We start from the raw sequence: 25829 nt of genomic DNA, 5'->3' as shown, positions 1-25829 counted from the left end.
AAGAAATGGGAAGAAAGGACATGGTAGCGGTTTGTCTGCCCGGTACCGGGGGAATGCTACCGACTGAAAACCGATGGCTTAGCTGCTGCTGGATCGAGTATCAGGGAAAGGCCCTATTAATCGACTGCGGAGAAGGGACCCAGATCGCATTAAGAAAATCCGGATGCAAGCTCAGCCATTTGGATTTGCTTTTATTTACTCATTTTCATGCGGATCATATTGCAGGCTTACCAGGGCTGCTGCTGACGCTTGGTAACAGCGGGAAGCGGACGCCGCTTACCATCGCAGGACCGATGGGGTTAAAGAAGGTGGTAGATGCTTTGTCTGTGATTGCGCCTATAGTCCCCTATCCATTGGTTATAAATGAATTGGAAGAGAAGGACAAAAATTTTGAACATAATGGATTGCAGTTTTCTTTCTTGCCACTGAAGCATGGGATTCCTTGCTTTGGTTACAGTATTATATTAAAACGAAAACCGATTTTTAATCCCGATAAGGCGGCTGCTTTGAAAATACCTAAGAGCAGCTATAAAACACTTCATGAAGGCAAGACTATATGCTTGGAAGATAGGAGGATCATCCGGCCCGAAATGGTTCTAGATGGAGAGCGACAACCGATAAAAATATGTTATTTTACCGATACGATCAAGCTAGACGCCATGAGGGAATTTGCATGGGGAGCTGATCTGCTCATCAGTGAAGGAATGCATGCAGAGGAAGAACAACAAGGATTAATGGCTCAGAGGGGGCACATGCTCTTTTCCGATAGTGCGACACTGGCAAAAGAAGCGGGAGTAAAGAAACTATGGCTTACCCATTACAGCCCGGCTTTAACAAATCCGGAGCAGTTTATCGATAAAGCACAACATATATTTTTTGAAACTGCAGCCGGCTTTGACGGAATACGGGAAAACTTCTAAATTGTTATAAAGGAATAATCGCATTCCTATATAAAATCATAGGGCCAGAAAATTTTACCATTATCTGTTGAATATTAAAAAAATATAAAGTAAGCTAAAAAGGGTAGAGGAAATGCACAGATTAAAAGAACATTTTAAAATTAATGAATCAAATGAGGGATAATGTGGATATAAAAATTGCACTTATCTTTTCGGCAATAACACTTATTTGTGTGCTGATCAAAGAGAGTTTTATAGGAATTGTACTGCTATTTACTTATTTTTATTTTGTTTTAGTTTGCTTACATAGAAAATATAAAATAAAAGAAATTCTATTCCTATCATGGAATGCCGTTAAAAGTGCACTGGTAGTTCTTAAAGTACTAGGTCTAATAGGTGCAATAATTGGAATATGGCTGGCGTCCGGCACAATTCCGGCTGCTGTATATTATTCTTTAGATTATGTCAGTTCAAATTATTTTCCATTGCTCTGCTTTATTCTTTGCGGAGGGATTTCGTTCTTGATCGGAACAAGTTTCGGTACTTGCAGTATTCTTGGAGTTCCCTTGATGCTGATCGCCACAGCCGGAAATGCAAACATCGGCATTATTTCAGGCGCTATTATATCCGGAGCGTATTTCGGAGACAGGATGTCGTTGATGTCCAGCAGTGCTGCGCTGGTCGCCAATGTGTCCAAAAGCAGTTTAATGAAAAATATGAGGAATATGGCTAAGTCGGGACTTATTGCAACCATACTGACGGTAGGTTTTTTCTGCTATATGTCCAAGTATACCGCGTTGGATACTATTGATTCTCAAATACAAACACAATTAGAAAAAGCATTTCATGTTTCCTATATTTTGCTGATTCCAGCGGCTTTGCTTCTTGTCATGGCATTGGCAGGTATTCGTATGAATGTTGCAATGATGATTAGTATCGTCTCCGCTTTATTTCTGGCCATATTCAAACAAGATCATGCGGTAGCAGAAGTAGCGAAAACGCTTGTGTTCGGTTATCAAATGGAAGAAAAAACGAACCCGCTCTATACCATTATTCAAGGCGGCGGAATCCTATCAATGGGAAAGGCAGGCTTGGTCGTTCTTGTTTCCTCCGCGTTGGTGGGCTTGCTGACGGAACTAAAAGTAATGCATTCTATAAAAAACCATATAGAGAGTAAAACGTATACGCGGCAAGGACTCTTTTTCATGACTTCTGTAGTTGCGAGTCTTGTCGGCATGATTGGCTGCAATCAGTCCATCGCTATTATAATGACGGCAGACATGATGAAGGGAGCCTATCAACAATATCATTGGAGAAAAGATGATGATTTAAAAATGGATACAGAAGATTTTATCCATCAACAGCTTGCCATTGACCTTGAAAATTCTGCGGTTTTGATTGCCGGCTTGATTCCATGGAGTATTGCTTCCATGGTGCCGGCCAGTACCATCGGGGTTACGCCTTTTGTCTTTATACCGTTTGCATTTTTTTTGTATGCCGTACCGATATGTTATTTCACTCAACTTGCTGTCAGTGAAAAATATAAAAAGATAAAAAATAACAGATTTGATTCTACGGCTTAAGTATGGCAGCGCTGATTTATATGATGAAACGTTATCACTATTAAAGGCCATCTCTCATACTATGCATTAGATTAAAAATATTGAAATTCAAATGGAGGAAGATATGCAAAATCAGAATGGTATGAAAGATTTGGATCGAGCCACTAATAATCTAATACAAGCAAATGTAAACGGCAACCTTACTTACCCAGAGGTATATTATAGAGTTCAGCCTTTCGTCATGTGTATATGTGATCAAATGGACTCCTATGGAATGATAAGCCAAGATATGCTGGAACAAGCCACTGAAACGATCTATAACAATGTATGGTTGATGCATCCTGACTTAATGGAATATGCGGATCCGTATAATGCCATGAAATCGGATGTAGAAACACAACAGCGTAATAACGATTATTATAGAGACAGAGGCCGTAATTTTTCGCCCGGATATGGCGGATTTAGACGCAGAGGTTTATTCCAAGATTTCATTTATTTATTATTGTTGAATGAAGTGTTCCGAAGAGGGAGAACTATTTATTAATGGTTTTATTTGTTAATAAAAAATACGTATAATGGTAAAACAGAGCGAATCGATTAGACGAATTCGCTCTGTTTTATTATGTAGAAAATATCGCTTGTGATAATATCAAAAAATGCGACATGTAAGATAAAAGCGCCTCAAAGAGGACTTTTCTATTGGAAAAACAAAAGAAAAATTAATTTCCAATCATTATATTGAAAGGAACGGAAAAACTAATAGAGAAGTGAGATTGAAAGGAGGTACGAGCAATGGATAATGGAAAGAAAATGCCGGTTAAATGCAGTGTAACAAACTGTCACTATAACAAAAGCGAAATGTGTAATGCAGAAAAATTGGAAGTAAATGCTATGGGTGATGGTAGGGCACACACAAGTGCAGGAACAAGTTGTGCTACGTTTGCAAATAAGGAAGAGTCTAGAGCGTTTTAAGTAAAAGGTAAAGGCAGAAGTAATGCATGAATGCATTACTCCTGCTTTTTTATTGTAAGTATTTAGCAATATAACTGGCTGCAAGCAGCTCTTTTGAAAACAATTTGGCTGCTTTCTTGGATAAGAAATGCCCGTCGATTAAACTGCTCGGCGACTCTTGTGAAAAATCACTCTCATTAAGCTTTTGAGCTATAAATAAGGAAATCGTTTTTTTACTTAAAATAGTATCCAAAGCATTGAGCGTAGCTTTAAAAAGCTCTTTATCGAAGGTCGGTTTTCGCTTGGCAGAAGATTCCTCATATAAAGTGAGCGCTTTTTTAAGCCTTTTATTCAGCATTTTTTGGCTGTAAATCAAAGAAGGATCCAGTTCAAATATTTCTGCCACGGCTTCTGCTTCCTTCAAGCCGCGCTTGGCGAATTCTCCTTTAATAAAGGTGTATTTAATTCCGGCAAATACATCAAAAGCTTTCATCGTGTCCAAATAGCCTAATCGGATGATCCGCCGAATATTTTTCGGATGAAATACTGTAAAAGCCCCCAAATCCCAAGCGGAAGAGATTACTTTTAGGAAGGGCGCCGCGTTGAAAGCTTCTTGATCAATATAACCAAAAGCGTCTAAGTTGACGGCAATCACATTCTTTGCGCCTTTTTCCAATACCATCTTTACAGGCATAATGTCTAAATAGCCTCCATCAATGAATTTTTTGTCATCGATCTCATGCGGATTTATGATGGGAAAACAAGCGGCACTGGCTAAAATGTAATCGTTTAATTTCCCTATTGGAATATCCTCAATAAAAACACGGTGAGGCGTTAGATTAGGCAGTTCAACCGCCACCGTGCCATATTCAATAGGACTGTTACGGACATCCTGCTCTCGTAGTTTCTCTTCTAATAGTTGTTTCAATACGCCTTCTTCTTCCAGTTTCGTGATGGTGCTTTCCCTCATGTCATGCCAAAGCGCCAAGGCTTCTTCAAAACTCCCTTGTGCGATCATTGCGCCATTCACCGCACCGATAGAAGCGCCGGTGACCATATCGATTTCAATTCCCAGTTCATTCAATGCTTGCCAGACACCTATTTCATAAGCACCTCTGGAGCCGCCTCCGCCAAGAACTAATGCAGTTTTGCCCTCTTCCATGATACCCTCCGTTTTTCTATTTGATTCAGCATGATATGCGAATAGTATTCCCCATATCTTATGGTCTCATCGATCTATTATTCATAAGCATATTTTAAAACAATTTATTATATCATACAAGCAGTGTCGCAGGATGATTCAATGAATGTTTCCTTATTTTATAAAGCTTTTAAAAGTTTATTCTATAAATTTGTTGACATACAACAAAAAAAATGCTAGTATTTGTTCATATAAATATAAACCGTAGACGAGGGAGTAAAGCTGTTCAACGATTTTTCAGCGAGTTCGGGTAGGTGGAAGCCGGATAAATGTCAGTCTCAGCAAATGGGCCTCTGAGGGCGACGTGAAACGTTCCAAATGGAACTTAGTAGCGAAGACGTGAAGCCGACGTAATGGGCTAAGGGTGTGATGGCACTCGCAGAGAGGATGCGCTTGACGCGTCAAACGAGGTGGTACCGCAGGTGATAACACTTGTCCTTGTAAAGAGGATAGGTGTTTTTTTGTTTGCAGGGAACACTATAAACATCACACAACAGAAAGCTGATAGGGATGAGAGTCAGGATCAGCATAAAACGTAATAGGGAACGTCATCAGACAGAAAGGAAGAAAAAATGAAGAAGAGAAGTTTATCAATTTTATTAGTTTTATTGCTTGCAATGACCGTAGTATTGGCAGGCTGCGGTAAAAGTGAAACGACAGAGGGGGAGGCCGATGTGCCGACAATCGGTATTGTTCAAATTGTAGAGCATCCTTCCCTTGACACGATTCGTGAGAGCATCCTCTCGCAATTAGAAGAAGAAGGTTTTGTAGACGGGAAAACCGTTAAGATTGATTACAAAAATGCGCAAAACGATCCGAATAACCTAAAAACAATTTGCCAGTCTTTCACTGCGAACGGTTATGATATGATTATTGCCATTGCCACGCCATCTGCACAGGCGGCTCTTGGAGAGACAACAAAAACACCAATCATATTTTCTGCCGTTACAGATCCAATTGCAGCCGGATTAGTGAAGAGTCTTGAGCAACCGGGAGGAAATGTAACCGGTACGTCCGATGCCGTATCTGCAACAAAAATTTTAGATCTTGCCCTTCAGATTACGCCGAATATTAAGACCATCGGAGCACTTTATTCCGCAGGGGAAGTAAACTCCGTATCAGTAGTGGCGGAATTAAAGAAATATGCTGCTGAAAAAGGCATCAAGGTGGAAGAAGCGACTATCATGAATAGCAGTGAAATTCAGCAGGCAGCCCAATCCTTAGCCGGAAAAGTAGATGCGGTATTCTCACCGATTGATAATACCGTTGCATCCGCAATGCCGAATGTCGTTCAGGTGTTAAATCAGGCAAAAACTCCGTTCTATGTTGCTGCGGACTCCATGGTTGCAGACGGCGGACTGGCAACGGACGGTGTAAACTATGTTGAACTTGGTAAGGCAACCGGAGTGATGGCTGCAAAAGTTCTGAACGGCGAGGAGCCTGGAAGCATGCCGGTACAGATTATGTCCGATACACAGGTTTATATCAACAAGAACACCGCAAAGGCAATTGGCGTTGAAATACCAAAGGATATTTTAGACAAGGCAACGATCCTTGGAGAATAAGATTACTTCTGGTTAAACAAAATAAGACAGGAACACTAACAGGAGAATAACATGTTATTAAATTCTATGGAAGTCATAGGAACACTGTCGCAAGGGATGATTTATGCTATCCTTGCGCTGGGTGTCTTTCTATCATTTCGAACATTGAATATACCGGATTTAACAGTAGATGGCAGCGTCGTAACAGGCGCTGCTGTTTCTGCTGTAGTTTGCAGTTTAAACGGTAACCCGCTATTGGGATTGTTTCTCGCTTTTATTGCCGGGTGCATGGCAGGATCGGTTACCGCATTATTAAATACGAAATTAAAAATACAGCCGCTTTTAGCCGGAATACTAGTCATGCTCGCGCTTTATTCGGTGAATCTACATATCATGGGAAAGCCGAATATTTCACTGACGATGAACAATACAATTTATAAGTCAGCGGCAAAGGTCTTGCCGGAAACATACTCCGCTATTATGGTCGGATTTGTTTTTTTAGTCCTTATTATTATTGCATTTTACTTCTTTTTAAAGACAAGACTGGGGTTTGCTCTTCGTGCCACCGGTGACAATGAGGACATGGTTCGCTCCTATGCGATTGACAGTGAGAAGATGAAGATATTGGGGCTAGCCCTTTCCAATGGATTTGTTGGACTGGCGGGAGGACTCTTGGCGCAATATCAATCCTTTGCAGATACGACGATGGGAACCGGTATGGTGGTAATCGGCCTTGCTTCGGTAATCTTGGGAGAGGCTATTTTCGGAACAAAATCACTGTTCCGCCGATTGATTGCCGTATCCCTTGGCGCTATTCTATATCGATTTGCTATTACGTATGCTTTTCACTTGGGACTGCCGGTCAACGATTTAAAATTGGTGTCCGCGGTTATCGTAATCGGTGCGCTTGCGATCGGTACATTCAGTGAGAGTTTTCCATTTAAACTGGTGATTGGGAAGAAGGAGGTTTAGGTCGATGCTACGGATTGAAAATATATACAAAACCTTCGGACGCGGCTCCGTAAACGAAAAAGTGGCCATTGACGGAATCAACCTTCATCTGAAGCCGGGTGATTTTGTGACGATCATTGGCAGCAATGGTGCGGGGAAGTCTACCATGATGAATTGTATCGCAGGGGTTTTTCCTGTGGATACGGGGAAGATTATCTTAGACGGAAACGATATCACCAAACAGCGGGAGTATAAACGCTCCAAGATGATCGGGCGGGTGTTCCAAGATCCTCTTAAAGGAACGGCTTTCGACATGACCATAGAGGAAAATCTGTCCATTGCAGCGAACAAAAATAATTTCCGAGGCCTTCAAAAAGGGATCACCAAAAAAGACCGGGAGCTGTTTCGAGAAAAACTATCACTTTTGGGTATGGGACTTGAAGACCGAATGAAACAAAAAGCAAGGCTGCTTTCCGGAGGACAGCGGCAGGCGCTGACCTTGTTTATGGCGGTGATCGCCAATCCGAAATTATTGCTGCTTGACGAGCATACAGCGGCCCTTGACCCCAGTGCGGCAGCGAAGGTGTTAGAACTGACCGATTACTTTTCCAAAGAAGAAAATCTTTGCACCTTGATGATTACCCATAACATGAAAGCCGCTTTAGAACATGGAAACCGAACGATTCTGATGAAGTCAGGCCGAGTGGTGATGGACATCAGCGGTGAAGCACGTGAAAAGATGACCGTAGAAAGACTGATTGAACAGTTCGAAATTGATAACGACAGGATGCTGCTGTAAAGCTTGCAATAGCCAGTAGATATTGCGAGTGAAACCAGTGAAAAAATACAAAAAAGGCCATTGAATTTTAAAGCATTACATTATGATGCATGAGAAATCGCTTCTTGTAAATACTAATACTAAAAGGAGGTGGTAATTATGGGTATCATAGGCTGGATTATTATCGGCGCAGCTGCAGGTTGGATTGCAAGTATGTTTACTGGTAACAATAAACAGATGGGAGCTTTCAAGAATATCATAGTTGGTATCATTGGAGGATTCATCGGTGGACTACTCATGAATTTAGCCGGTGGCGTTGGTATGACAGGCTTCAATTTATGGAGCTTGGCGGTAGCGTGTGTCGGAGCAATTATACTATTACTGATCGTTAATGCTTTCAACAGAAAAGCACACTACAATTAATAAATATTTTTAAAATCAAGAGCCACCGTGATGAATTCATTGCGGTGGTTCTTTTCTTTTAAGAAATGTAGTTGAACGTAAGTTCTAGATATGATAAAATAGAACAAAAGTTCGAATTAATGGGGGTATTTTAAATAGATAAGGAGGTAATGTGTGGACAACATAATGGAAAAGCTGAAAATTTTAGCGGATAGTGCAAAATACGATGTGTCCTGTTCCAGCAGCGGTGCAGAACGAAAAAATACAGGCAAGTTGGGAAATGTGTTTGCCTCCGGTATTTGTCATTCTTGGTCTGCCGATGGACGGTGCATTTCTTTGTTAAAGGTGTTATTCACCAATAAATGTGTCTACGACTGCCAATACTGTGTCAATAGAAGAAGTGTCGAAACCGAGCGGGCCAGTTTTGAACCACAAGAATTGGCAGATTTAACGATGGAATTTTACAGGAGAAATTATATTGAGGGGCTGTTTCTCAGTTCAGCGGTTGAAGTTTCTCCGGATTATACTGCTGAACGGATTTTGAAATGCCTTACCATGTTACGCTATGAGTATGGTTTTGCCGGGTACATTCATGCAAAAATTATCCCTGGTGTATCCAAGGAGCTGCTTCATGCAATCGGCATGGTGGCCGATCGGTTAAGTGTCAATATTGAATTGCCGACGGAGGAAAGCCTTCAGCGGCTGGCTCCTCAAAAGAAGCCAAGGGCTATTTTCGTACCGATGAAACAAATTACAAACACTTTGATTGAGCAGAAATCCTTAAAGGGACCGGGAACGATGTTTAAAGGGCAAAATTTGAATTCTAATTTAAATTACCTGGAGCCGGAGGGCAAAAATATCACCATGGGAGACGGGAGTCTAGCCGATCTAACTCAAGGTCCTTATGGAAAGCTGCAGAGGTCCGACGGAAATACATTAATCCGTGAAACACCATTTAAATACAAGGAAAAGTTTGCGCCTGCGGGGCAGACGACACAAATGATCATAGGAGCGGGTACGGAGACAGACCGACAGATTGTCAAGACCTCCGAAAGCTTATATCGAACCTTCAAGATGAAGCGGGTCTATTTTAGTGCTTATATTCCCGTCAGTGATTCTCCTTTGCTTCCATCGGTGTTTAACGCACCGCCGCTGAGAAGAGAGCATCGCCTTTATCAAGCCGATTGGCTGCTGCGGTTTTATGGATTTCAGGCAGAGGAAATGTTCAACGACGAAAATCCGAATCTGGATTTAGAATTAGATCCTAAGATCACTTGGGCCCTTCGAAATATAGAACGTTTTCCTGTAGAAGTGAATAAAGCTTCTATGGAAGAATTGCTTCGCATCCCCGGCGTAGGCACTATTTCGGCGCTTAGAATTGTAAGGCAGAGAAAAGTGGCTGCCGTAAAGTATGAGGATTTAAAAAAGATGGGTGTTGTGCTGAAAAGAGCCAGTTATTTTTTAACTTGCTCCGGCAAGTATTATGGAGGGAAGGACTTAATTCCGGAATATATCAGAGGCAAGGCGTTAGAGGCAGAAAACATCAGAAATAATTTATTGCCTATAGACGATGAAGTACAGATTTCAATGTTTACTCCCGGAATTTTTACACCCGGACTATCGACACAATCACCAAAAAAAGGCTTGGATTCGACACAAGGGAGACTTTCCGGAAATAAGATTTTACCAAACATAAAGGCGGGCGAGCAGCATGGACTACTTATATGACGGTACTTTTGAAGGTTTCTTGACCTGTGTATATTTTCATTATTATGAGGAAAAAGCTTCCGGTATCTTTCCGAAAGACTGTTACCAATCCAATATATTGTCGGAGTGCAGGGAACTGGAAACTGATTGGGAAAAAGCAAATAAGGTCTACGAGGCGATTCGCGATAAAATATCCCCTCTTGATTTGCAAAGAATCTATCGAGTCTTTCTATCTTCGGTAGATCAGAAAGAAATCAAAATGTTACATTATATTCGGCTGGGTTTTAAAGAAGGGGCGAAAGTAAGTTTGCTGCATGGAAATCCGATTACGTTTGACATACAGCAGGCAGAAAAAAAGGTGACCGTTGAAGTCCACCGGCTTTATGGGCTGATTCGATTTTCCGTTTTAGAAGGGGAAATCCTTTATTCGCCGATAGAGCCTGACCATGATATCCTGGAACTGATAGCAGAGCATTTTTCAGACCGGTATAAAAGCGATCCCTTTATTATCCACGACAAGCGAAGGGATAAGGCGCTTATTGCAAAGGACGGAAAATGGTATCTCTCTGAGTTTTATGAGGAACAAGTGCCTGAACTTTCAAAAGATGAAAAAAAGTACAGAGCCTTATGGAAAAAATACTTTGAAACCATTGCCATCAAGGAGAGGACCAATCCGAGATGTCAAAAAACATTCATGCCTGTTAGATACTGGAAATATCTGATAGAAATTTAGCTTATCCCGTAAAAAAGGACAACATTTACGCATTTTTGCCAATGGAAAGGATGTTGCATTTAAAAATTTTGTGGTATAATGAACGCGATTGATTGCCGTAAAGAAGCATTCATGGAATCACATACGACGTAGCTTGTGTAGTATACTTAAAGACGCATTCTTACAAAAGAGTTGGAATTTTACCGGGGGGTAAGATCAAGATGGATAAGCTGAAGCAAATCATTGAAGAAAGTAATAATATTGTTTTTTTTGGAGGAGCCGGCGTTTCTACAGAAAGCAACATACCCGATTTCCGTTCGGAAAGCGGGCTATATCATGCTGTCCAGAAATATGGGCAGTCACCGGAAACCATGCTTTCTCACAGCTTTTTTCAGAATCACACGGAGACTTTTTATGATTATTACAAAAATAATTTAATTTACCCGGAGGCAAAGCCAAATAAAGCACACTTGGCATTGGCAAAGCTCGAACGGGAAGGTAAACTCAAGGCGATTGTTACTCAAAATATCGATGGACTTCATCAGCTTGCAGGCAGTAAAGTGGTTTATGAACTGCATGGTTCTGTTCTGCGAAATAATTGCATGCGCTGCGGGGAGTTTTATGATTTGGGTTATATTATGAATCCGGAGAATTGCAAGGAAACGGATGGCATACGGGGTCTTATTCCTATTTGCAAAAAATGCGGCGGAATGGTTAAACCGGATGTCGTATTATATGAGGAACCCTTGAATGATGAAGTAGTACAGCAGGCGGTCCAGGCGATTTCAAAGGCGGATACCTTGATCGTAGGAGGGACATCGCTGGTGGTATATCCTGCAGCAGGACTGGTGAATTATTTTAGAGGAAAGAATCTGGTACTGATCAATAAATCCAAAACCCAATACAACGGGAAAGCGAATTTAGTCATTAATGACCCGATCGGCGAAGTCCTGGGCGCGGTTTGTGAAATTGAATAAAAGAATCCATAGTAATATGGCTGATAATGAAGATAAGAGGTTCGATAAAGAGCCTCTTTTTTAATGGGAAATATGGCCCGGTTTCCTGTTAAATAATAAAAAAAAGCGCAGAGTGGTGAAGTCACATTTTTCGTCTCATGAATTTAGATGTAAATAAATGACCTGGTTTTTTAATTTTTTGATGGTATCATTTGGGATAAGTATGCTATGATAAATAGGGAAAAATGAAAAAAATGGCATGAAACTGTCATAAAAGATAGAATAATCACATCATCTGATTAAGGTAGGAGTATACAAATGAAGAGAATAGCGGCAGGATTTCTAGCGGGAATCACACTTACTATTATTACATGGACTATGCCATTCGGCGGGATACTTGAGACCTATGCTCAAACTACATATAATGAAATAGCTGCGGAAAATATTACTGAAAAAATCGATGAATACGTTGAACCGTATTTAGGAACAGACACGTTGAACAATTATGAAAACGGCAGGGCTGTTCAATGCCATGCCTTTGTAAACTATGTTTGGAAGAACGTCTTTGGATACGATATTTATAGCAGCAAATGCACGACTACCGAAAAAAGCAGTGATTATGAGGAATTGGGAGAATACATCAATGAATTCGCAAGACCGGGAGACATATTGCGCGTAGACGGAAAACATTCGATGGTGATTACCGCTTTTGATGAAAACAGCGTATCCGGGTACGACTGGCTGTACAATAAGAAGGAGCGAGCCTGCACCTATACTTGGGAAGGTGTGAAGGAATGGGGCGATGGTACGCAGACGTACTGGCTTTATCAAATCAACGATGATGTATATAATGCCTTCGGAACAAGTGATGAAAATCCGAATCGAGGGGAGATAGACAGGACGGCGCCTTTGTATGGTTCCATCGCGGTTCAAATAAATAATCCGGTGATGACAAACAACGGACAATATCAAAACATTGATTCTGCGGGAACAACCCCGATCATTTTAAATGGAAGAACGGTATTGCCGGTTCGCTCTATTATTGAGGCTATGGGAGGACAGGTTGTATGGAATGATGCAATTCGCACGGCTACGATAACCTATAAAGAGAAAACGATTTCGCTTACGATAGACAGCTCAACCATGCTGGTAGACGGAATGCCTATCGAGATGGATGTGGCCCCGGTTATTTATAATGACCGTACCTTCCTGCCGATTCGACCGATCATGGAAAGCTTAAACGGGCAAGTCAAATGGTATGATACTATTCAGGTTGTGGCAATAACCTATGAAAAATAGAGCTTCTATAAGCTTAGAGCAAGACAAATAGTAAATTATTTTTCAGAATGGATAAATCTGTATGCGCATATAAGGAAAATTTATCTAATTATAATATAAAATGGTAGTGCACCCACATGTGATAAGAAGGGGGAACTATTACCATGAAGAAAAAATATGAAGTATTAAACGACCGATATTATGCACTATATTACATAAAAACAGATACAATAATTTACAATATTACTTTCAAAGGTAGCGGTAGAGTAATCCAACTAGTTCTTTAACTTATTGAAGCCTTATCTGTGGGTGTTTGGGCTTCCTGTTCGGCCCCGTCTAAAAATTCTTTTAATTTTCTATATTCGATGAGCCCTTTTGCATATTGTATAATTTTTTCTTGCTCGTCTGTTGTACATCCATGAAAGAGCTCATTGAGCTGTTTTTCCGTTTCAGATATTTCAACCGTCCCGGAAGGTTCCCTTTGCTGTAAAGGTACCTCTTCTCCCAACATAAGGTAGATCGGTGTAGTATGGAGGGCTTCTGCCAGAGGAATTAATTTATCAATCCCCATATTCATGATATCAGCAGATTCATATCGATATATCGTGGCGGGGGAAACGCCTATTCGTTCTGCTACAGCTTCTGCAGAAAGTCCCAGTTCTTTTCTTCTATTTTTAATTCTTTCGCTAATTTGCATTTAAACGCCCCTTTCTTTTATTAAAGTAAAATTAACACAATACTTGCATATTTGCAATAGAAAAAACAATAAACTTACGATTACGCGAAAAAAGTATTGACGAAATGCGGATATGCGAGTAAGATTTAAGAAAACTATCAAAAACGCGAGGAGGGGGTAAGGTGATGATCGTTGATGTAAAGAAGTTGAAGGAAAAAATCGTACAAAGTAACTATACGAATGACTCATTTGCCAAAGAAATTGGAATGGATCAAAGCACTCTTTACCGCAAACTGAAAGCGAATGGAGACACTTTCATGGTGCGGGAGGTCTATACGATTATTGAAGTATTGCAGCTAGATCAATCGGAGGTTGGCAAAATTTTTTTCTCTGAAAACTCGCATTTACGCGAGAATCAAAAGGGGTTGAATCAATGATGACAAAGAATGAACTAAGCCAACTATATTATCTGAACAGAGAAATAGAGCAATTGAAAATAAGACAACGGGAGTTAAAGACGATAGCAGAGGGAACAACAACTCGAATTACGGGCTTGCCTTTTGGGACAGGCATATCCGATAAGATAGGAAACTATGCATCGGACCTGGCAGATTTGGATACCCTTATTGCCATCAGTCTTCAAAAGTGCTGGCAGGAGATCAAACGGTTAAATCAATTCATCAATACCATTGACGACAGTCAGTTGCGGCAAATTTTTTCCCTCCGGTATATCAATGGGCTGACGTGGCAGCAAATCGCTTTTGCTATTGGAGAAAGTGATGAAAGCTATCCCAGAAGAAAACACAATACTTTTTTAAAAGCCGCCGAAAATGCCGAAAGCAGTGTGATAATATCGTAAGTGTAGAAGATTCACAAGGGGGGTGTTATGGTATGACAGAACCTTAAATTTTTAAAACGAGAAATGATTGTGGATGCGGGAATGATTTCTTGTTTTAATCTTTTATTACCTAATATGGTTAGTCGCCGCATCAGAAGAAGGGGAGATTCATGCTAACATTATTAGAAATTGATGTAGCCATTAGTGATAAGATCAGAGCTGCATTGCAGGGAACCGCACTGGAAAATGTGCCGCTGCAGCTCGAATACGATTCGGATACCGTCATACGGCCGAGTATCAAAGTGGCTATAGAAAGCGCAAAGACTACAAAATTAAACTCAAATTCCATTGATAAAACTCTAACTGCTAGAGTTTATTTTTTTGCCGCAAATATGTTTCAATACAAAGCGGATTTTAGTGAGATGCAAGCAATACTGGAAAGCAGTTTGTTGGATGGAATTGTTGTGGGAGAGGTATACATTCCCATTACAAGCCTGAATTCGGAAGTGGTTGATGGAACATTAAAATTGAGTCTGGATTTGTATATCGTTGAGCTATTACCAGACACCGACCCAAGTGAATGGATGGAAAATCTAGAATACAAGGAGAGATAATATGATTAAATTACCAAACATTGAAGTGACTTTTAAGCAGCTCGCTACTTCTTTGATTGAACGAAGCGAAAGAGGAGTTGCCATTTTAATTGTGAAAGATGACACAGACAAAACATTCAATTATAAAGAGTATAGCTCCATCACAGCAACAGAAAAGGACAGCGCACTGTATACAGCAGCGAATCTTCAGTATATCAAGGATATTTTTAAATTTGCATTAAATAAGGTATCTGTTGTTCGAGTAGATAAGACCGGTGGCAGCATTGCCGATGCCTTGAACACAGTGGAAGGAAATGTGAAGTCCGGTTGGATTACAATTGCAGACGGCGTAACAGAAGATTGGTCCACTTTATCAAGCTGGATCAAGTCCAAGGAATTAGAAAGAAAAACCTATAAGGCCGTTGTTTATAAGGCTGTAGCAGCAGACTGCAAGCACGTAGTCAACTTCTACAATGATAAGGTGACTTTTGCAGATGCCAGAGGAGAGGTTACGGGTGAAAAATATTGTCCGTCTCTGATTGGTATCTTAGCAAGCTGCAACGTGAAGAAAGGCTGCACTTATTTTGCTTGCTCTAACTTAACAAAAGTAACGGAGGTAGCGGACAATGAGGCTGCCGTTGCAGCCGGAAAGTTTGTTTTGATCAATGATATTGATACAGTTAAGGTGGCCCTTGGTATCAACTCTATGACAACGACAGACGGAAGTACTGCAACAGAGGATATGAAGTACATCGATATTGTGGAAGCAATGGATTTGATTCAGGACGATATTACCAGCGTATTTAAGATTGAATACCTTGGCGGTTATAAAAACAACTACAACAATCAGATTCTGTTAATCAGCGCCATCAATTCCTATTTTAAGAAGCTTGCAGACGATAATATTTTAGACAGCAGCTATGAGAATAAGGCGGATGTAGATGTAGAAGCCCAGAGACTGGCTTGGATTGGAGTCGGAAAAATAGAAGCAGAAACATGGACCGATCAGCAGGTAAAGAACAACGCATTTAAGAGAACCGTTTTCTTAGGTGGGGATATTAAGATTCTTGGCGCAATGGAAAATCTTGCGTTTGAGATCAGCTTAGCATAGGAGGAACGAACATGGTTAATCAGAATAGAATTTTAAGTGGAAGTAACGGAAACGTATGGTTAAACGGTAAACTATTAGCTCAGGTGAAGAGCATTGAAGCAAAGATCACCGGAAATTTTGAAGAGGTGAACTGCGTCGGAGATTATGCAACTCATCATGTTTTCACCGGATGGGCAGGTGAAGGTACCTTAACTATGAATAAAGTAGATAGTACAGTGCTTGCTTTAATGAAGGAAGCCTTTAAGAAAGGAAACATGCCGGAGATTAAGATTATCACTCAGTTGGAGGATAAGACTACTGGTAAATCTGAGAGAGCATCCATCAGTAATGTTGTGATTACTGAATTTATGCTTGCAAAATTTGAAGGCAAGGCTGTTGTGGCAGAAGAAGTACCATTTAAGTTTAGTGATTATGAAGTCTTAGAAACAATCTAGACTTCCGCCTATATTTTGTAAAGGCTCTAATGGCCGGTAGGAATTCCGTTAGAGCCTTATTCCTTGGAGGGTAACGATGAAAAAAGCGACATTTAAAGATTTAATCGCGAAGAAGCGACAGAAAGAAGAAGAGCTACACAAGTTTAAGGAAATTGAAGTAAAGTCTTTAGGGAAATCATTAATTTTTAAGAAACCTAGCGATGAGACCATTCTAAGCGTCTTAGATGATATTGGCACAGACCCGGATACAAGAAAGATTACAACGGCCTATAAAAATTTGATTTACAAAACCTGTGAACCATTACAGGACCAGGAGCTTCACAAAGAGCTCGGAATTGTAGATCCGTACGATGTGGTCAATGCCATATTTGAACTCTCCGATATTTTGGCCATCGGTGAAGAATTGTTTGAGTTCTCCGGTATAGGGAGTTTAGGTGAAGAAGTAAAAAACTCATAAAGGAAGATGATTACTTATATGAAATAGTAACCTTCTTCCTGGCAAGAGGCATCCCACTGGATGATTTAATCAATGCAAATCAATATGAAAAAATCATGTACGGGGTTGCAAAAGAAAAATACTGGATGGAAGAAAGCCAGAAATATCAGGCTTTATTTGGGAAATAGGAAAGGAGGGGGAAAATGAGTGAAACAGGGTATACATTACCGACATTAGATGATAGCAATTTGAAAGAGTTTATAAAAAACTTAGATGTTACAATTTCAAAAATAAAAGCTTTAGGAAAATCTGCAGATTTTGCCTTTAATTTATTAAAAATAAGTGCAAAGCTTGCAATTGCTCCTATTGAAAATCTCGCAGGTAAAATACTAAATAAATTAGAAAATAAACTTAAATCCACAGGACAAAATATTCAAAAATTCGGTAAATATTTCAAAAATACATTTAAGGAAAAACCCATTGATATTAGTGGCGCAGCAAGCAAGATAGCTGGATTTGTTAAAGAAAGCATTGGTGCGGCACAAGCTCAGGTGGCTAATGAGTTAAAGTTTAAATCAGCCTTAAATTTAAAAGCCAAAGCCTCTGATCAGGCTTCAAATTCTATATTAAAAATGATATCGGCACAGCGAGCAGAGGGCGTTGTCAGTGATGCAGTACAAATGGCGGGGGTTGAGCAACTTGCTACTTATGCTAAGAATACAAACAGTATTAAGACTTTATTACCTGCAATGAATAATCTTATTGCGAAACAAAAAGGGCTAGGAAGTACAACCGAGGACGCAACAAAGATTGCGGATTTAATGGGAACAGGACTAAATGGACAGACTGATAAATTGCAAGAAGCTGGAATCGCATTCACCCAAGCAGAGGAGAATGCGATAAAATATGGCACTGCAGAAGAGAAGGCGTCAGTACTAGCAAAAGTTATAAGTAAAAATGTAGGTAATGCTAATAAGCAGATGGCTAAAACAGATGCAGGGGCAATTAAACAAGCAAAGGATCAATTTTTAGATTTAAAGGAATCCATTGGAAAAATACTTTTACCTTATTTAGCCAAGTTCGCAAAGTGGTTTACAAAAAATCAACCAGTTATAAAATCGGTTATTCAATCAATTGTAAAAACATTCATCAAGATAGGTGAACCGATATTTTCGTTTCTAAGTGGATTCTTTGATATCATTAAGAAAAATAAAAAGGTGGCTACCATTATAGGCATATTTGCGGCAGTATTTGTTACATTAACGACGGTATTAGGAATATTTAATGCAGTATTGGCGATGTCACCGTTATTTATTATTGTAGGAGTAATCGCCTTAGTGGTTGCAGCTATAGCAGGATTAATTTTATATTGGGACAATCTAATAGAAGCAGTGAAAAAAGCATGGGGAAAAATAACAGAGTTTTTTAAACACCCTATTAAAGGAATAATCGATTTAGTTCAAAAGAGCAAGTCAGATGGAACGCCAGGGAAAGCGAGCATTGGTAATAAGGCACTTGGCACATCCTACTGGAAAGGTGGCTTGACGTACATCAATGAGCGTGGTGGAGAAATCGTTGACTTACCGAATGGTTCTAAGATAATACCTGCTGATAAAAGTGATAGGCTTCTTAGCGGTAATGGTGTCAGCTTTGGCAATGTTTATATTACTGCAAAAGGTGTAACAGCCAGTCAGGTTGTAAATGAAATTGTTCCACAGTTAAAGCTTCAGCTTGCAAATATGTAGGAGGGGAGATATGGAAATTATATTAAGTATTAATAATCGAGAAAAAGTAATTCATTTACCTGTTTTACCTTCTGAAGTAATGATTCAATCTCCTGAGCAAAACGAAACATATCAGACAATTGGCCTTGGAGAGGTAAATTTGATAGGAAATAAAGGTCTTAAAAGTCTTAGTTTCTCAAGCTTCTTTCCTGAAAAAGCGGTATCCTATTCTAAAAGCAATGAAATGTTTGGCTGGGAATATGTAAATGAACTTGAAAATTTACGTGACAGAAAACTACCGTTCAGGCTAGTTATCACTGAAACACCTATTAATATGCCAGTGACAATTGATACTTTTGAATATGGACTGAGGGCCGGCACAAATTATATTCAATATTCGTTAGAATTGAAAGAATTTAGGTTTATGTAGGTGAGCAGATGATTTTACAGATAATCAAAGAAGATAATAGTTCTAAAGATATTAGTTCAATGGTGGGCAACATTTCTCTAAGCAGTAGTCTGGACACGCTAGGAGATCAGCTTGATTTTGAAATCGCTTATTCGGACACCTATTACTATCCTAAATTTGAAGTAAATGCCGGTGATAGAGTAATATTGCAAGATGCTGATAAACAAGAGGTTTTTAGGGGAATTATAGTAGAGAAAACAAGAAATGAAAAGGCACAATCGTTTTCATGCTTTGACTATGCCTTTTACTTAAATAAGTCCAAGACGATCCAACAGTTCAATAGCATTCGAGCAGATAATGCTATCAAAATGTTATTAAATTACTTTAGAATACCTATTGGAGGTATTGCTAATATGCCGACGATTATAAAAAAAGTGTATTTTGATCAAGAGGTATCCGAAATTCTCAAGGATATTATACAGCAAGTTACTGATACAACTCGTGCCAAGTATGTAATGGAGATGGACAAAGGGAAGTTTTATATTCGTCAAGATACCGAATCGCCGCTGAATTTGAAAATAAAGGTTGCAGATAATCTTCCTCCGGTTGACATCAGCAAGACCATTAGTAATCCGTCTAAAAAAGCCAGCATGGAGGAACTCAAAAACAGCATTAGAGTATACGTGGGTAATGAGGACAAAGTAAGATTCAGCGACCAAGTAACAGATCCAGATTCAATAGTGCGTTATGGAGTATTGGAAGAAACAAGAAGCCTTGAAGATAAGGATATCGCTCAGGCTAAAAACATCGCTAAGAATTTACTGAAAGAGCTAAACAAAATGCCGGTTGAAGGAAGTATTGAAGTTCTGGGGCACTTTGACCTGAGAGCAGGGCGCACTATTCAACTAAATGAGCCTATCACTAATCTGGTAGGTAAATATAAAATAAAGTCGGCCAATCATAGTATCGGAACAATACACACAACAAGTTTGGAACTGGAGGGGGTATAGTATGGATTCTATAACAGAACTGGCAAAACTATTTAAAGAAAGGAATAATCCGACCCTGCAAGGGATTAGTGTCGGCAAGGTTCTATCACCACCTCCTAATCTAAAAATTACGGTGAATGGTTTTATCTTTGATAAATCAGACCTAGTAGTAGCCAATCACTTATTGACTACCTACGACACAAGCAGTGCACAGGTAGGAGATCATGGAGAGCATTTGCATACCGTGGAAGAATTATTACACAGTGGGGATAAAATAATCGTTATACCAAGCATAAACAATGCGATCTATTTCATAATTGATAAGGTAGGTGATATTTAATGTTTCCGAACACAGAAATAACGGAAATAGCAGTCACGGAAGAGGAGACCAACATGGGAACCTCTTTTTTATTTGACTTCAAACGAGGAGATTTTGTCACCGTTGACGGCAAAGTAACCGCTGTAAGCGGACTGGGTGCTGTTAAGGGTTGGATTAAAAAAGTACTAAACACGGAAAAGGGCAAGTTCAAGATCTATGAAACCGATGAATCCCAAGAGTATGGAGTCAAGTTAAAAGATTTTGTAACAAGCGGCTATTCCACGGACTTTGTGCAAATTGAACTGGAAAGAGAAATAAAGGAAGCATTAGCCCGCAATACGGATATTACCAGGGTGCATACTTTTGAATTTGAAAAGAATAAAAGGAAGCTAACGTGCAGTTTTACCGTAGAAACGGTATATGGAACGACAGGAGGTGAAGTAATACTATGACAATAACAAAAGAAACATTAAAAACAAGAATGCTTGCCGATATTAGCAATGATTATGATAAATCCGAGGGCAGTTTTTTCTTTGATGCGATTGCTCCTGTAGCAATTGAGTTAGAAAAATCATATAGCAGTCAGGATACCATTCTAGAACATGCTTTTGTCGATACTGCAACCGGAGCATATCTGGATCGCAAATGTGCGGAACTTGGACTGAGTCGTAAGGCTGCAACGAAGGCAACGGGTAAGGTTCAGATAACCGGAGCCATCGGAGCCACGGTACAAAAAGGCATATCTGTAGCCACAGAGTTGGTGACGTTTGTGACTACGGAAAGTGCAATCATTGGAGAAAGCGGAACCGCTTTGGTTAGTGTGGAATGCGAAGATAACGGCAGTATCGGTAATGTAGCCGCCAATGCAATTAAGTATTTTCCAATCACGATAGAAGGGCTTATAGCCGTTACCAATCCGGAAACCTTTACAAGCGGCTATGATGCAGAAACAGATAAAGGTTTAAGAGATCGGTATCATGACAAAGTGAATACCCCGTCTACATCGGGCAATGCTTCACATTATGAACAATGGGCTAAGTCTGTAACGGGAGTGGGGGGCGCTAAAATATTTCCCACGTGGAACGGCCCGGGAACGGTCAAAGTAGTAATCTGCGACAGTAATAAACGTGCAGCAGATAGTCAGTTGGTGGCTAGTGTAGCTGCCTATATTGAAACACAGCGGCCTGTCGGTGCAACAGTGACCACAGAAAGTGTGGCAGAAAAAAACATTGATATTACGGCAAGCATTGTGATTTTAGGAAATACAACAACGATTGAACAGGTGAACAGCAGCTTCCAGAGCGAAATAAATGCGTATTTTAAAGAAACTGCACTGAATCAGACGTACATCAGCTACGCAAGGATAGGAAGCATTTTGTACGATATCTATGGGGTGATGGATTATTCTGATTTAGAACTAAACGGTGAAGCAAGAAATGTTATTTTATCGGATACGGAGCTTCCTGTCATCGGAACGGTGGTGTTGTCATAATGTTGCTGGATTACATGCCAAGCTATTATAAGGACAGCAAAGTTTTTGCAGCGCTATTAAAAGCTTTTACCGATGAGATCAATGCCAACAATTACGCTATATCAGATTTGGAAAGTCAATTTTTTGTTGATACGGCCACATGGGGACTGAGTGTCTGGGAAAAAGAATTGAATATAACCACAGATATATCAAAGGCCTATCAGGAACGACGGGAGCTGATCAAATCCAAGATGAGGGGAACCGGAACCTGCACGATCGAGATGATTAAAAATACGGCATTGGCTTATACCAATGCGGAGATCGAAGTGATCGAAGACAATCCGAACTATAAGTTTGTCGTACGGTTTATCGGTGTGAAAGGGATACCAGATTATATAGAAACTTTTAAACATACCATCGATACCATCAAGCCTGCTCACTTGAGTTATAGAGTAGAGTATAACTATAACACGTGGGGAGAGGTAAAAGAAGTCACATGGGGGACTATAAAAACAGGAACTTGGGGTGAATTAAAGACGAGAATTCTGGAAAACCCCTACACAAGATGGCAGGATGCCAATGCTATGACATGGGATCAAGTAGAAGCAAAGACATGGGATGAATTAAATACAAGGAAGGTGATTTAATGGCAACGAAAACAGCAAACTACAATTTAGTTAAACCATTGGGGAAAGAGAAAGTGGACGTTGATGTTATTAATGCAAATATGGATGCTATTGATACAGCCATGAAAGGGTTGGATAACAGCAAGGTGACCGTAGCAAATAATTTGACGACAGTCGAAGCAGGTCACGCATTAGATGCGGTGCAGGGAAAGGTGCTGGCGGATAGCATTTCTGCGGTTAACAGTGCCTTAAGCAAGGAAGCCACTCAATCATTAAAAGGATTAATGAGCGTAGTGGATAAGATCAAATTAGATGGGGTAGAAGCCGGAGCCAATAAGTACATCCATCCAAGTACTTCCGGCAATAAACACTTACCATCAGGGGGAGCGGTGGGTCAGATACCACAAAATACTGCTGATGGTACTGCAACATGGCGGGATTTAGTGGCGGTGGAGGCTGCTTTGTCGGCAACGGTACAGACATTATATGGTGTAGCCAATGTGGATGCGGCGCTACAGAAAACTATGCAAGGGGGATTGCTCTCTGCCCTACTAACAGGATTTAGCAAAACCAATGATATGGGTGATATCGTGGCGACTGATACTTTAGTAAGAGCATTGAGTAAGTTGAGTAACAATCATCTGTACGCTTATGGCAACTTTACCACAGATGGTACTGCTAACAGAGAGATCAATGTTGGATTTAGTCCGAATCTTGTAATGGCGGCTGGTTATAGCTACAACGCCTCATACAAGACTTGGGTGGGACGTATGGACATTTATACTCCTAATGCCAGCATTACGATGTCAAATAAAGAAGGTTTAGGTGCAACTGATGTTAATTATGAAAATAAACTAGTTGTTAATGGGTTTGTGCTAAATAATGGTTTAAATGGTGTCAATGGCGGAAACACTAATATTGGGACATGGTTAGCGTTTAGGATATTATAGGAGGACGTTATGGTTGTTTATGAAAATAAAGGTTTTGAGACCAACAATTTGTTTCCAAATGAGGATTGGACAGGAAAAGCAAAATACATAGTTAAAGATAGTACAGAACTGGCAAATAAAATATCCGCCTATGCCCCTTCCTATGACTTTGTAACCGATGGAAATGACACACTAATTGATATTATACCGACAGAAAAACCACCAGAACCAACACTGACCAGCGTAGAACTCCGTGAACAAGCCTATGAAACCATGCTCTATAGAGACGAGGGGGTGGCACTTATTGCGTGGGATAATAATTCAGCTATCACTGTTGATCAGGCAAACAAAAAGTGGCTGGACTATAGCGCAGAAGGCAGCACGATTGCAAATGAATTGTCGACCCTAATCGTGAGTGCAAAGGCATACATTAGGGAACTGTATCAGGATGAATAACCTTACTTAAATAGCATTAAGCATAGAAATTAAGACAAAAGAATAGAGGTGATTGAATGTCGACAAATACAACAAATTATAATTTAATAAAACCGGCTGATAACGAGACGGCTGATATTAGTGTTATAAATGTTAATATGGATAAAATGGATCAGGTTTTGAAAGTTATAGAACAGCATGCAGAAGATTTAGATATTCAGAATGTAAAACTTGATGGAGAACAGATACTAACCGGAGTAAAAATCTTCCCTGCCTTAGTTAGTAACGGAGATAATAATCATCTCCAATTTTTCCGCAATTTCGAAAAAGAATGGCATATAGAAGCCTTAGAGGATCGACTCAGCATTGTACAGAGTGGAATTGGGGAGAGGCTTTCAATAAATAAGGATGGAAATGTCAATATAAACGGAGAGTTAAACGTTCCAGAACCAACACAGGATTCCCATGCTGTAAATAAGCAGTACGTGGACGAAAATAATTATGTTCATCCGATTAACTCGGGAAATAAACACATACCTTCTGGCGGCATAGTGGGGCAGATATTGCAAAACATTGATGATGGTACAGGAACGTGGCAGGATTTAGCTGCATTAGAAACTACTTTATCTGCAACTACACAGACGCTTTTCGGCGTGACTAATGTAGATAGTGCTTTACAGAAAATAGGTAATAGTATGTTTACATATACTGTTGAAAACATTACTTCGTCACAAGCATGGGCTGTACCTATTGGTGTAACAAAAATAGATATAATAGGAATAGGTGGAGGAGGTGGAGGAGGCGTTGTTTTGTCTACATATACAAATCCTGGTTCTAGTTATACATATACTGGCGCTGGTGGCGGAGGTGGAAATGGAGGTAGTGCTATTGTTTTAAATAATATAAAAGTTACTTCTGGAAATATTTTAACTATTTCTATTGGTAGCGGTGGTTCTGCAATTAGTGCAGGCGGTTCTAGCAAAAGCGGTGGAAACACAACTATTAAATTTCCAAATGGTGCGACAGTAACGGCAAGTGGTGGTTTGGGAGGTATTTGTACATCTGGTGTAGGCGGTTCATTATATTCTGGTACTAATTCTCCTAATGCAGAATCATCTTCAAATTATCCATTCACAAATAATGCTGGTGCAGCTGCAACATACACTACATCTGGTACAGTGTCACCAAATTTTTTAGTTGGTTTTGATTTTAATTCTTTAATTACTTTGTCTGCTGGAGGTAGCGGCGCCGGAACACAATGCGTAAACAATTCATCTTATACATTAGGCACGGCACAAACAGCATCAAGCGGAGGAGGTAGCGGTGCTTCCGCTGGTGTCGCAGTAGCTCACTCTGCTACGGGATACGGTTGTGGCGGAGGAGGTTCTTGTGCGAGTACATTACCAACAAGTGCATCTGCTTATATAGTAACAAACCCAACATCTGGTGCAGGTAAGCAAGGTGTGGTTTATATAGGATATTATAAAGCAGTATAATAGGAGGACATTATGAACTTAGCATTAATAAATAAAGAAACAAATATATGTGAGAATATAGCTGTATTTGATAATGTGGAGATAGCAACAAATATGTTTATAGATCACTACATTATAGCCGAAGTAGAAGCAGACTATGGTATCGGTGATACATATAAAGATGGAGAATGGATTAAAGCGGTAGGAATACGTGAATTAGTTGATACGGAGTATGAACCTAGTTCATCAGGTGCCTCAAATAAGAGGGGGAGGAGTATCTCACAAAAGTTAGCCTCTTTTCTGATGAGGCATTAAATATTATCGCAAAATCATAGAGGCTTTAAAATAAAATTTATCCTAATACCAGAAATATAAGAATTTAAGATAAATTTTGATCTTTGTTAGTATAAAAAATCCCTAGTG

Annotated in this window: 31 protein-coding genes; 29 read left to right on the top strand and 2 right to left on the bottom strand. The window is 39.9% G+C overall.

Going from position 1 to position 25829, the window contains the following annotated elements; genetic code table 11:
- The first annotated feature begins 5 nt into the window (after positions 1–5).
- The 4 genes from JYB65_RS07420 (at position 6) to JYB65_RS07405 (ending at position 3433) form a co-directional block, all read left to right on the top strand.
- A complete protein-coding gene (locus JYB65_RS07420; RefSeq protein WP_245156620.1) occupies positions 6–920 on the top strand; it encodes a ribonuclease Z in 915 nt (304 codons plus the stop codon).
- 164 nt (positions 921–1084) lie between these two features.
- Complete coding sequence (locus JYB65_RS07415; RefSeq protein WP_206582018.1) at positions 1085–2482, top strand: Na+/H+ antiporter NhaC family protein; 1398 nt, start codon at positions 1085–1087, stop codon at positions 2480–2482.
- A gap of 103 nt (positions 2483–2585) precedes the next feature.
- The gene (locus tag JYB65_RS07410) at positions 2586–3005 is read left to right on the top strand and encodes a hypothetical protein (RefSeq protein ID WP_206582017.1); all 420 of its coding nucleotides are present in this window, start codon (positions 2586–2588) and stop codon (positions 3003–3005) included.
- A gap of 248 nt (positions 3006–3253) precedes the next feature.
- Complete coding sequence (locus JYB65_RS07405) at positions 3254–3433, top strand: DUF1540 domain-containing protein (protein ID WP_206582016.1); 180 nt, start codon at positions 3254–3256, stop codon at positions 3431–3433.
- A gap of 49 nt (positions 3434–3482) precedes the next feature.
- Here JYB65_RS07405 and JYB65_RS07400 read toward each other — a convergent pair whose 3' ends face one another.
- On the bottom strand, positions 3483–4574 hold the full coding sequence (locus JYB65_RS07400) for a patatin-like phospholipase family protein (protein WP_206582015.1): 1092 nt from the start codon (positions 4572–4574) through the stop codon (positions 3483–3485).
- A gap of 611 nt (positions 4575–5185) precedes the next feature.
- Here JYB65_RS07400 and JYB65_RS07395 point away from each other — a divergent pair.
- From JYB65_RS07395 to JYB65_RS07360, 8 genes are all read left to right on the top strand, one after another.
- Entirely contained in the window at positions 5186–6178 is a 993-nt protein-coding gene (locus tag JYB65_RS07395) for an ABC transporter substrate-binding protein (RefSeq protein WP_206582014.1), read from the top strand.
- Between the two features lie 51 nt (positions 6179–6229).
- Positions 6230–7129, top strand: a complete 900-nt coding sequence (locus JYB65_RS07390) for an ABC transporter permease (protein WP_206582013.1) — start codon at positions 6230–6232, stop codon at positions 7127–7129.
- A gap of 4 nt (positions 7130–7133) precedes the next feature.
- On the top strand, positions 7134–7907 hold the full coding sequence (locus tag JYB65_RS07385) for an ABC transporter ATP-binding protein (protein ID WP_206582012.1): 774 nt from the start codon (positions 7134–7136) through the stop codon (positions 7905–7907).
- Between the two features lie 138 nt (positions 7908–8045).
- On the top strand, positions 8046–8309 hold the full coding sequence (locus JYB65_RS07380; RefSeq protein WP_206582011.1) for a GlsB/YeaQ/YmgE family stress response membrane protein: 264 nt from the start codon (positions 8046–8048) through the stop codon (positions 8307–8309).
- Between the two features lie 165 nt (positions 8310–8474).
- Positions 8475–10016: a putative DNA modification/repair radical SAM protein gene (locus JYB65_RS07375; RefSeq protein WP_206582218.1), complete on the top strand. Its 1542-nt coding sequence runs from the start codon at positions 8475–8477 to the stop codon at positions 10014–10016.
- Positions 10000–10728, top strand: coding sequence for a TIGR03915 family putative DNA repair protein (locus JYB65_RS07370; protein ID WP_206582010.1), 729 nt, complete (start codon positions 10000–10002; stop codon positions 10726–10728). Before JYB65_RS07375 ends, JYB65_RS07370 begins: the two co-directional genes overlap by 17 nt.
- Before the next feature lie 200 nt (positions 10729–10928).
- A complete protein-coding gene (locus tag JYB65_RS07365; protein ID WP_206582009.1) occupies positions 10929–11684 on the top strand; it encodes an NAD-dependent protein deacylase in 756 nt (251 codons plus the stop codon).
- 297 nt (positions 11685–11981) lie between these two features.
- Positions 11982–12962 carry a copper amine oxidase N-terminal domain-containing protein gene (locus JYB65_RS07360; protein ID WP_206582008.1) on the top strand — a complete coding sequence of 327 codons (981 nt, stop codon included), beginning with the start codon at positions 11982–11984 and terminating at the stop codon, positions 12960–12962.
- A gap of 262 nt (positions 12963–13224) precedes the next feature.
- Here JYB65_RS07360 and JYB65_RS07355 read toward each other — a convergent pair whose 3' ends face one another.
- Positions 13225–13638, bottom strand: coding sequence for a helix-turn-helix domain-containing protein (locus JYB65_RS07355; protein ID WP_206582007.1), 414 nt, complete (start codon positions 13636–13638; stop codon positions 13225–13227).
- Positions 13639–13802: 164 nt separating this feature from the next.
- On the opposite strand from JYB65_RS07355, the gene JYB65_RS07350 reads away from it, so the two are divergent.
- The 17 genes from JYB65_RS07350 (at position 13803) to JYB65_RS07270 (ending at position 25721) form a co-directional block, all read left to right on the top strand.
- Entirely contained in the window at positions 13803–14054 is a 252-nt protein-coding gene (locus JYB65_RS07350; RefSeq protein WP_245156632.1) for a DUF739 family protein, read from the top strand.
- Positions 14051–14476: a hypothetical protein gene (locus JYB65_RS07345; protein WP_206582005.1), complete on the top strand. Its 426-nt coding sequence runs from the start codon at positions 14051–14053 to the stop codon at positions 14474–14476. The genes JYB65_RS07350 and JYB65_RS07345 overlap by 4 nt, the downstream gene beginning before the upstream one ends.
- 149 nt (positions 14477–14625) lie before the next feature.
- A complete protein-coding gene (locus JYB65_RS07340; protein ID WP_206582004.1) occupies positions 14626–15069 on the top strand; it encodes a phage tail terminator family protein in 444 nt (147 codons plus the stop codon).
- Position 15070: 1 nt separating this feature from the next.
- Positions 15071–16159 (top strand): phage tail sheath C-terminal domain-containing protein, encoded by a 1089-nt coding sequence (locus JYB65_RS07335; RefSeq protein WP_206582003.1) that lies wholly within the window; start codon positions 15071–15073, stop codon positions 16157–16159.
- Positions 16160–16170: 11 nt separating this feature from the next.
- A complete protein-coding gene (locus JYB65_RS07330) occupies positions 16171–16593 on the top strand; it encodes a phage tail tube protein (RefSeq protein WP_206582002.1) in 423 nt (140 codons plus the stop codon).
- 76 nt (positions 16594–16669) lie between these two features.
- Complete coding sequence (locus JYB65_RS07325; protein WP_206582001.1) at positions 16670–17050, top strand: hypothetical protein; 381 nt, start codon at positions 16670–16672, stop codon at positions 17048–17050.
- 182 nt (positions 17051–17232) lie between these two features.
- Positions 17233–18774, top strand: coding sequence for a phage tail tape measure protein (locus JYB65_RS07320; RefSeq protein ID WP_206582000.1), 1542 nt, complete (start codon positions 17233–17235; stop codon positions 18772–18774).
- Between the two features lie 10 nt (positions 18775–18784).
- Positions 18785–19183: a hypothetical protein gene (locus JYB65_RS07315; RefSeq protein ID WP_206581999.1), complete on the top strand. Its 399-nt coding sequence runs from the start codon at positions 18785–18787 to the stop codon at positions 19181–19183.
- 8 nt (positions 19184–19191) lie between these two features.
- Complete coding sequence (locus JYB65_RS07310; protein ID WP_206581998.1) at positions 19192–20172, top strand: XkdQ/YqbQ family protein; 981 nt, start codon at positions 19192–19194, stop codon at positions 20170–20172.
- A 1-nt stretch (position 20173) separates the two neighbouring features.
- Positions 20174–20491, top strand: a complete 318-nt coding sequence (locus JYB65_RS07305; protein WP_206581997.1) for a DUF2577 family protein — start codon at positions 20174–20176, stop codon at positions 20489–20491.
- Entirely contained in the window at positions 20491–20922 is a 432-nt protein-coding gene (locus JYB65_RS07300) for a DUF2634 domain-containing protein (protein WP_206581996.1), read from the top strand. The genes JYB65_RS07305 and JYB65_RS07300 overlap by 1 nt, the downstream gene beginning before the upstream one ends.
- Positions 20919–21962, top strand: a complete 1044-nt coding sequence (locus JYB65_RS07295; protein WP_206581995.1) for a baseplate J/gp47 family protein — start codon at positions 20919–20921, stop codon at positions 21960–21962. The genes JYB65_RS07300 and JYB65_RS07295 overlap by 4 nt, the downstream gene beginning before the upstream one ends.
- Positions 21962–22588, top strand: a complete 627-nt coding sequence (locus JYB65_RS07290; RefSeq protein ID WP_206581994.1) for a YmfQ family protein — start codon at positions 21962–21964, stop codon at positions 22586–22588. Before JYB65_RS07295 ends, JYB65_RS07290 begins: the two co-directional genes overlap by 1 nt.
- Positions 22588–23517: a hypothetical protein gene (locus tag JYB65_RS07285; RefSeq protein WP_206581993.1), complete on the top strand. Its 930-nt coding sequence runs from the start codon at positions 22588–22590 to the stop codon at positions 23515–23517. The genes JYB65_RS07290 and JYB65_RS07285 overlap by 1 nt, the downstream gene beginning before the upstream one ends.
- A gap of 9 nt (positions 23518–23526) precedes the next feature.
- Positions 23527–23952, top strand: coding sequence for a hypothetical protein (locus tag JYB65_RS07280; protein ID WP_206581992.1), 426 nt, complete (start codon positions 23527–23529; stop codon positions 23950–23952).
- A 56-nt stretch (positions 23953–24008) separates the two neighbouring features.
- Positions 24009–25427, top strand: a complete 1419-nt coding sequence (locus tag JYB65_RS07275; protein ID WP_206581991.1) for a glycine-rich domain-containing protein — start codon at positions 24009–24011, stop codon at positions 25425–25427.
- A 12-nt stretch (positions 25428–25439) separates the two neighbouring features.
- Positions 25440–25721 carry a hypothetical protein gene (locus tag JYB65_RS07270; protein WP_206581990.1) on the top strand — a complete coding sequence of 94 codons (282 nt, stop codon included), beginning with the start codon at positions 25440–25442 and terminating at the stop codon, positions 25719–25721.
- The last annotated feature ends 108 nt before the right edge of the window (positions 25722–25829 follow it).

It is taken from the genome of Clostridium aminobutyricum, from assembly GCF_017255415.1.
GTDB lineage: Bacteria > Bacillota > Clostridia > Peptostreptococcales > Anaerovoracaceae > Aminipila > Aminipila aminobutyrica.
The sequence above is the reverse complement of the archived record's forward strand: the minus strand, read 5'-3'. Positions and strand labels throughout refer to the sequence as shown.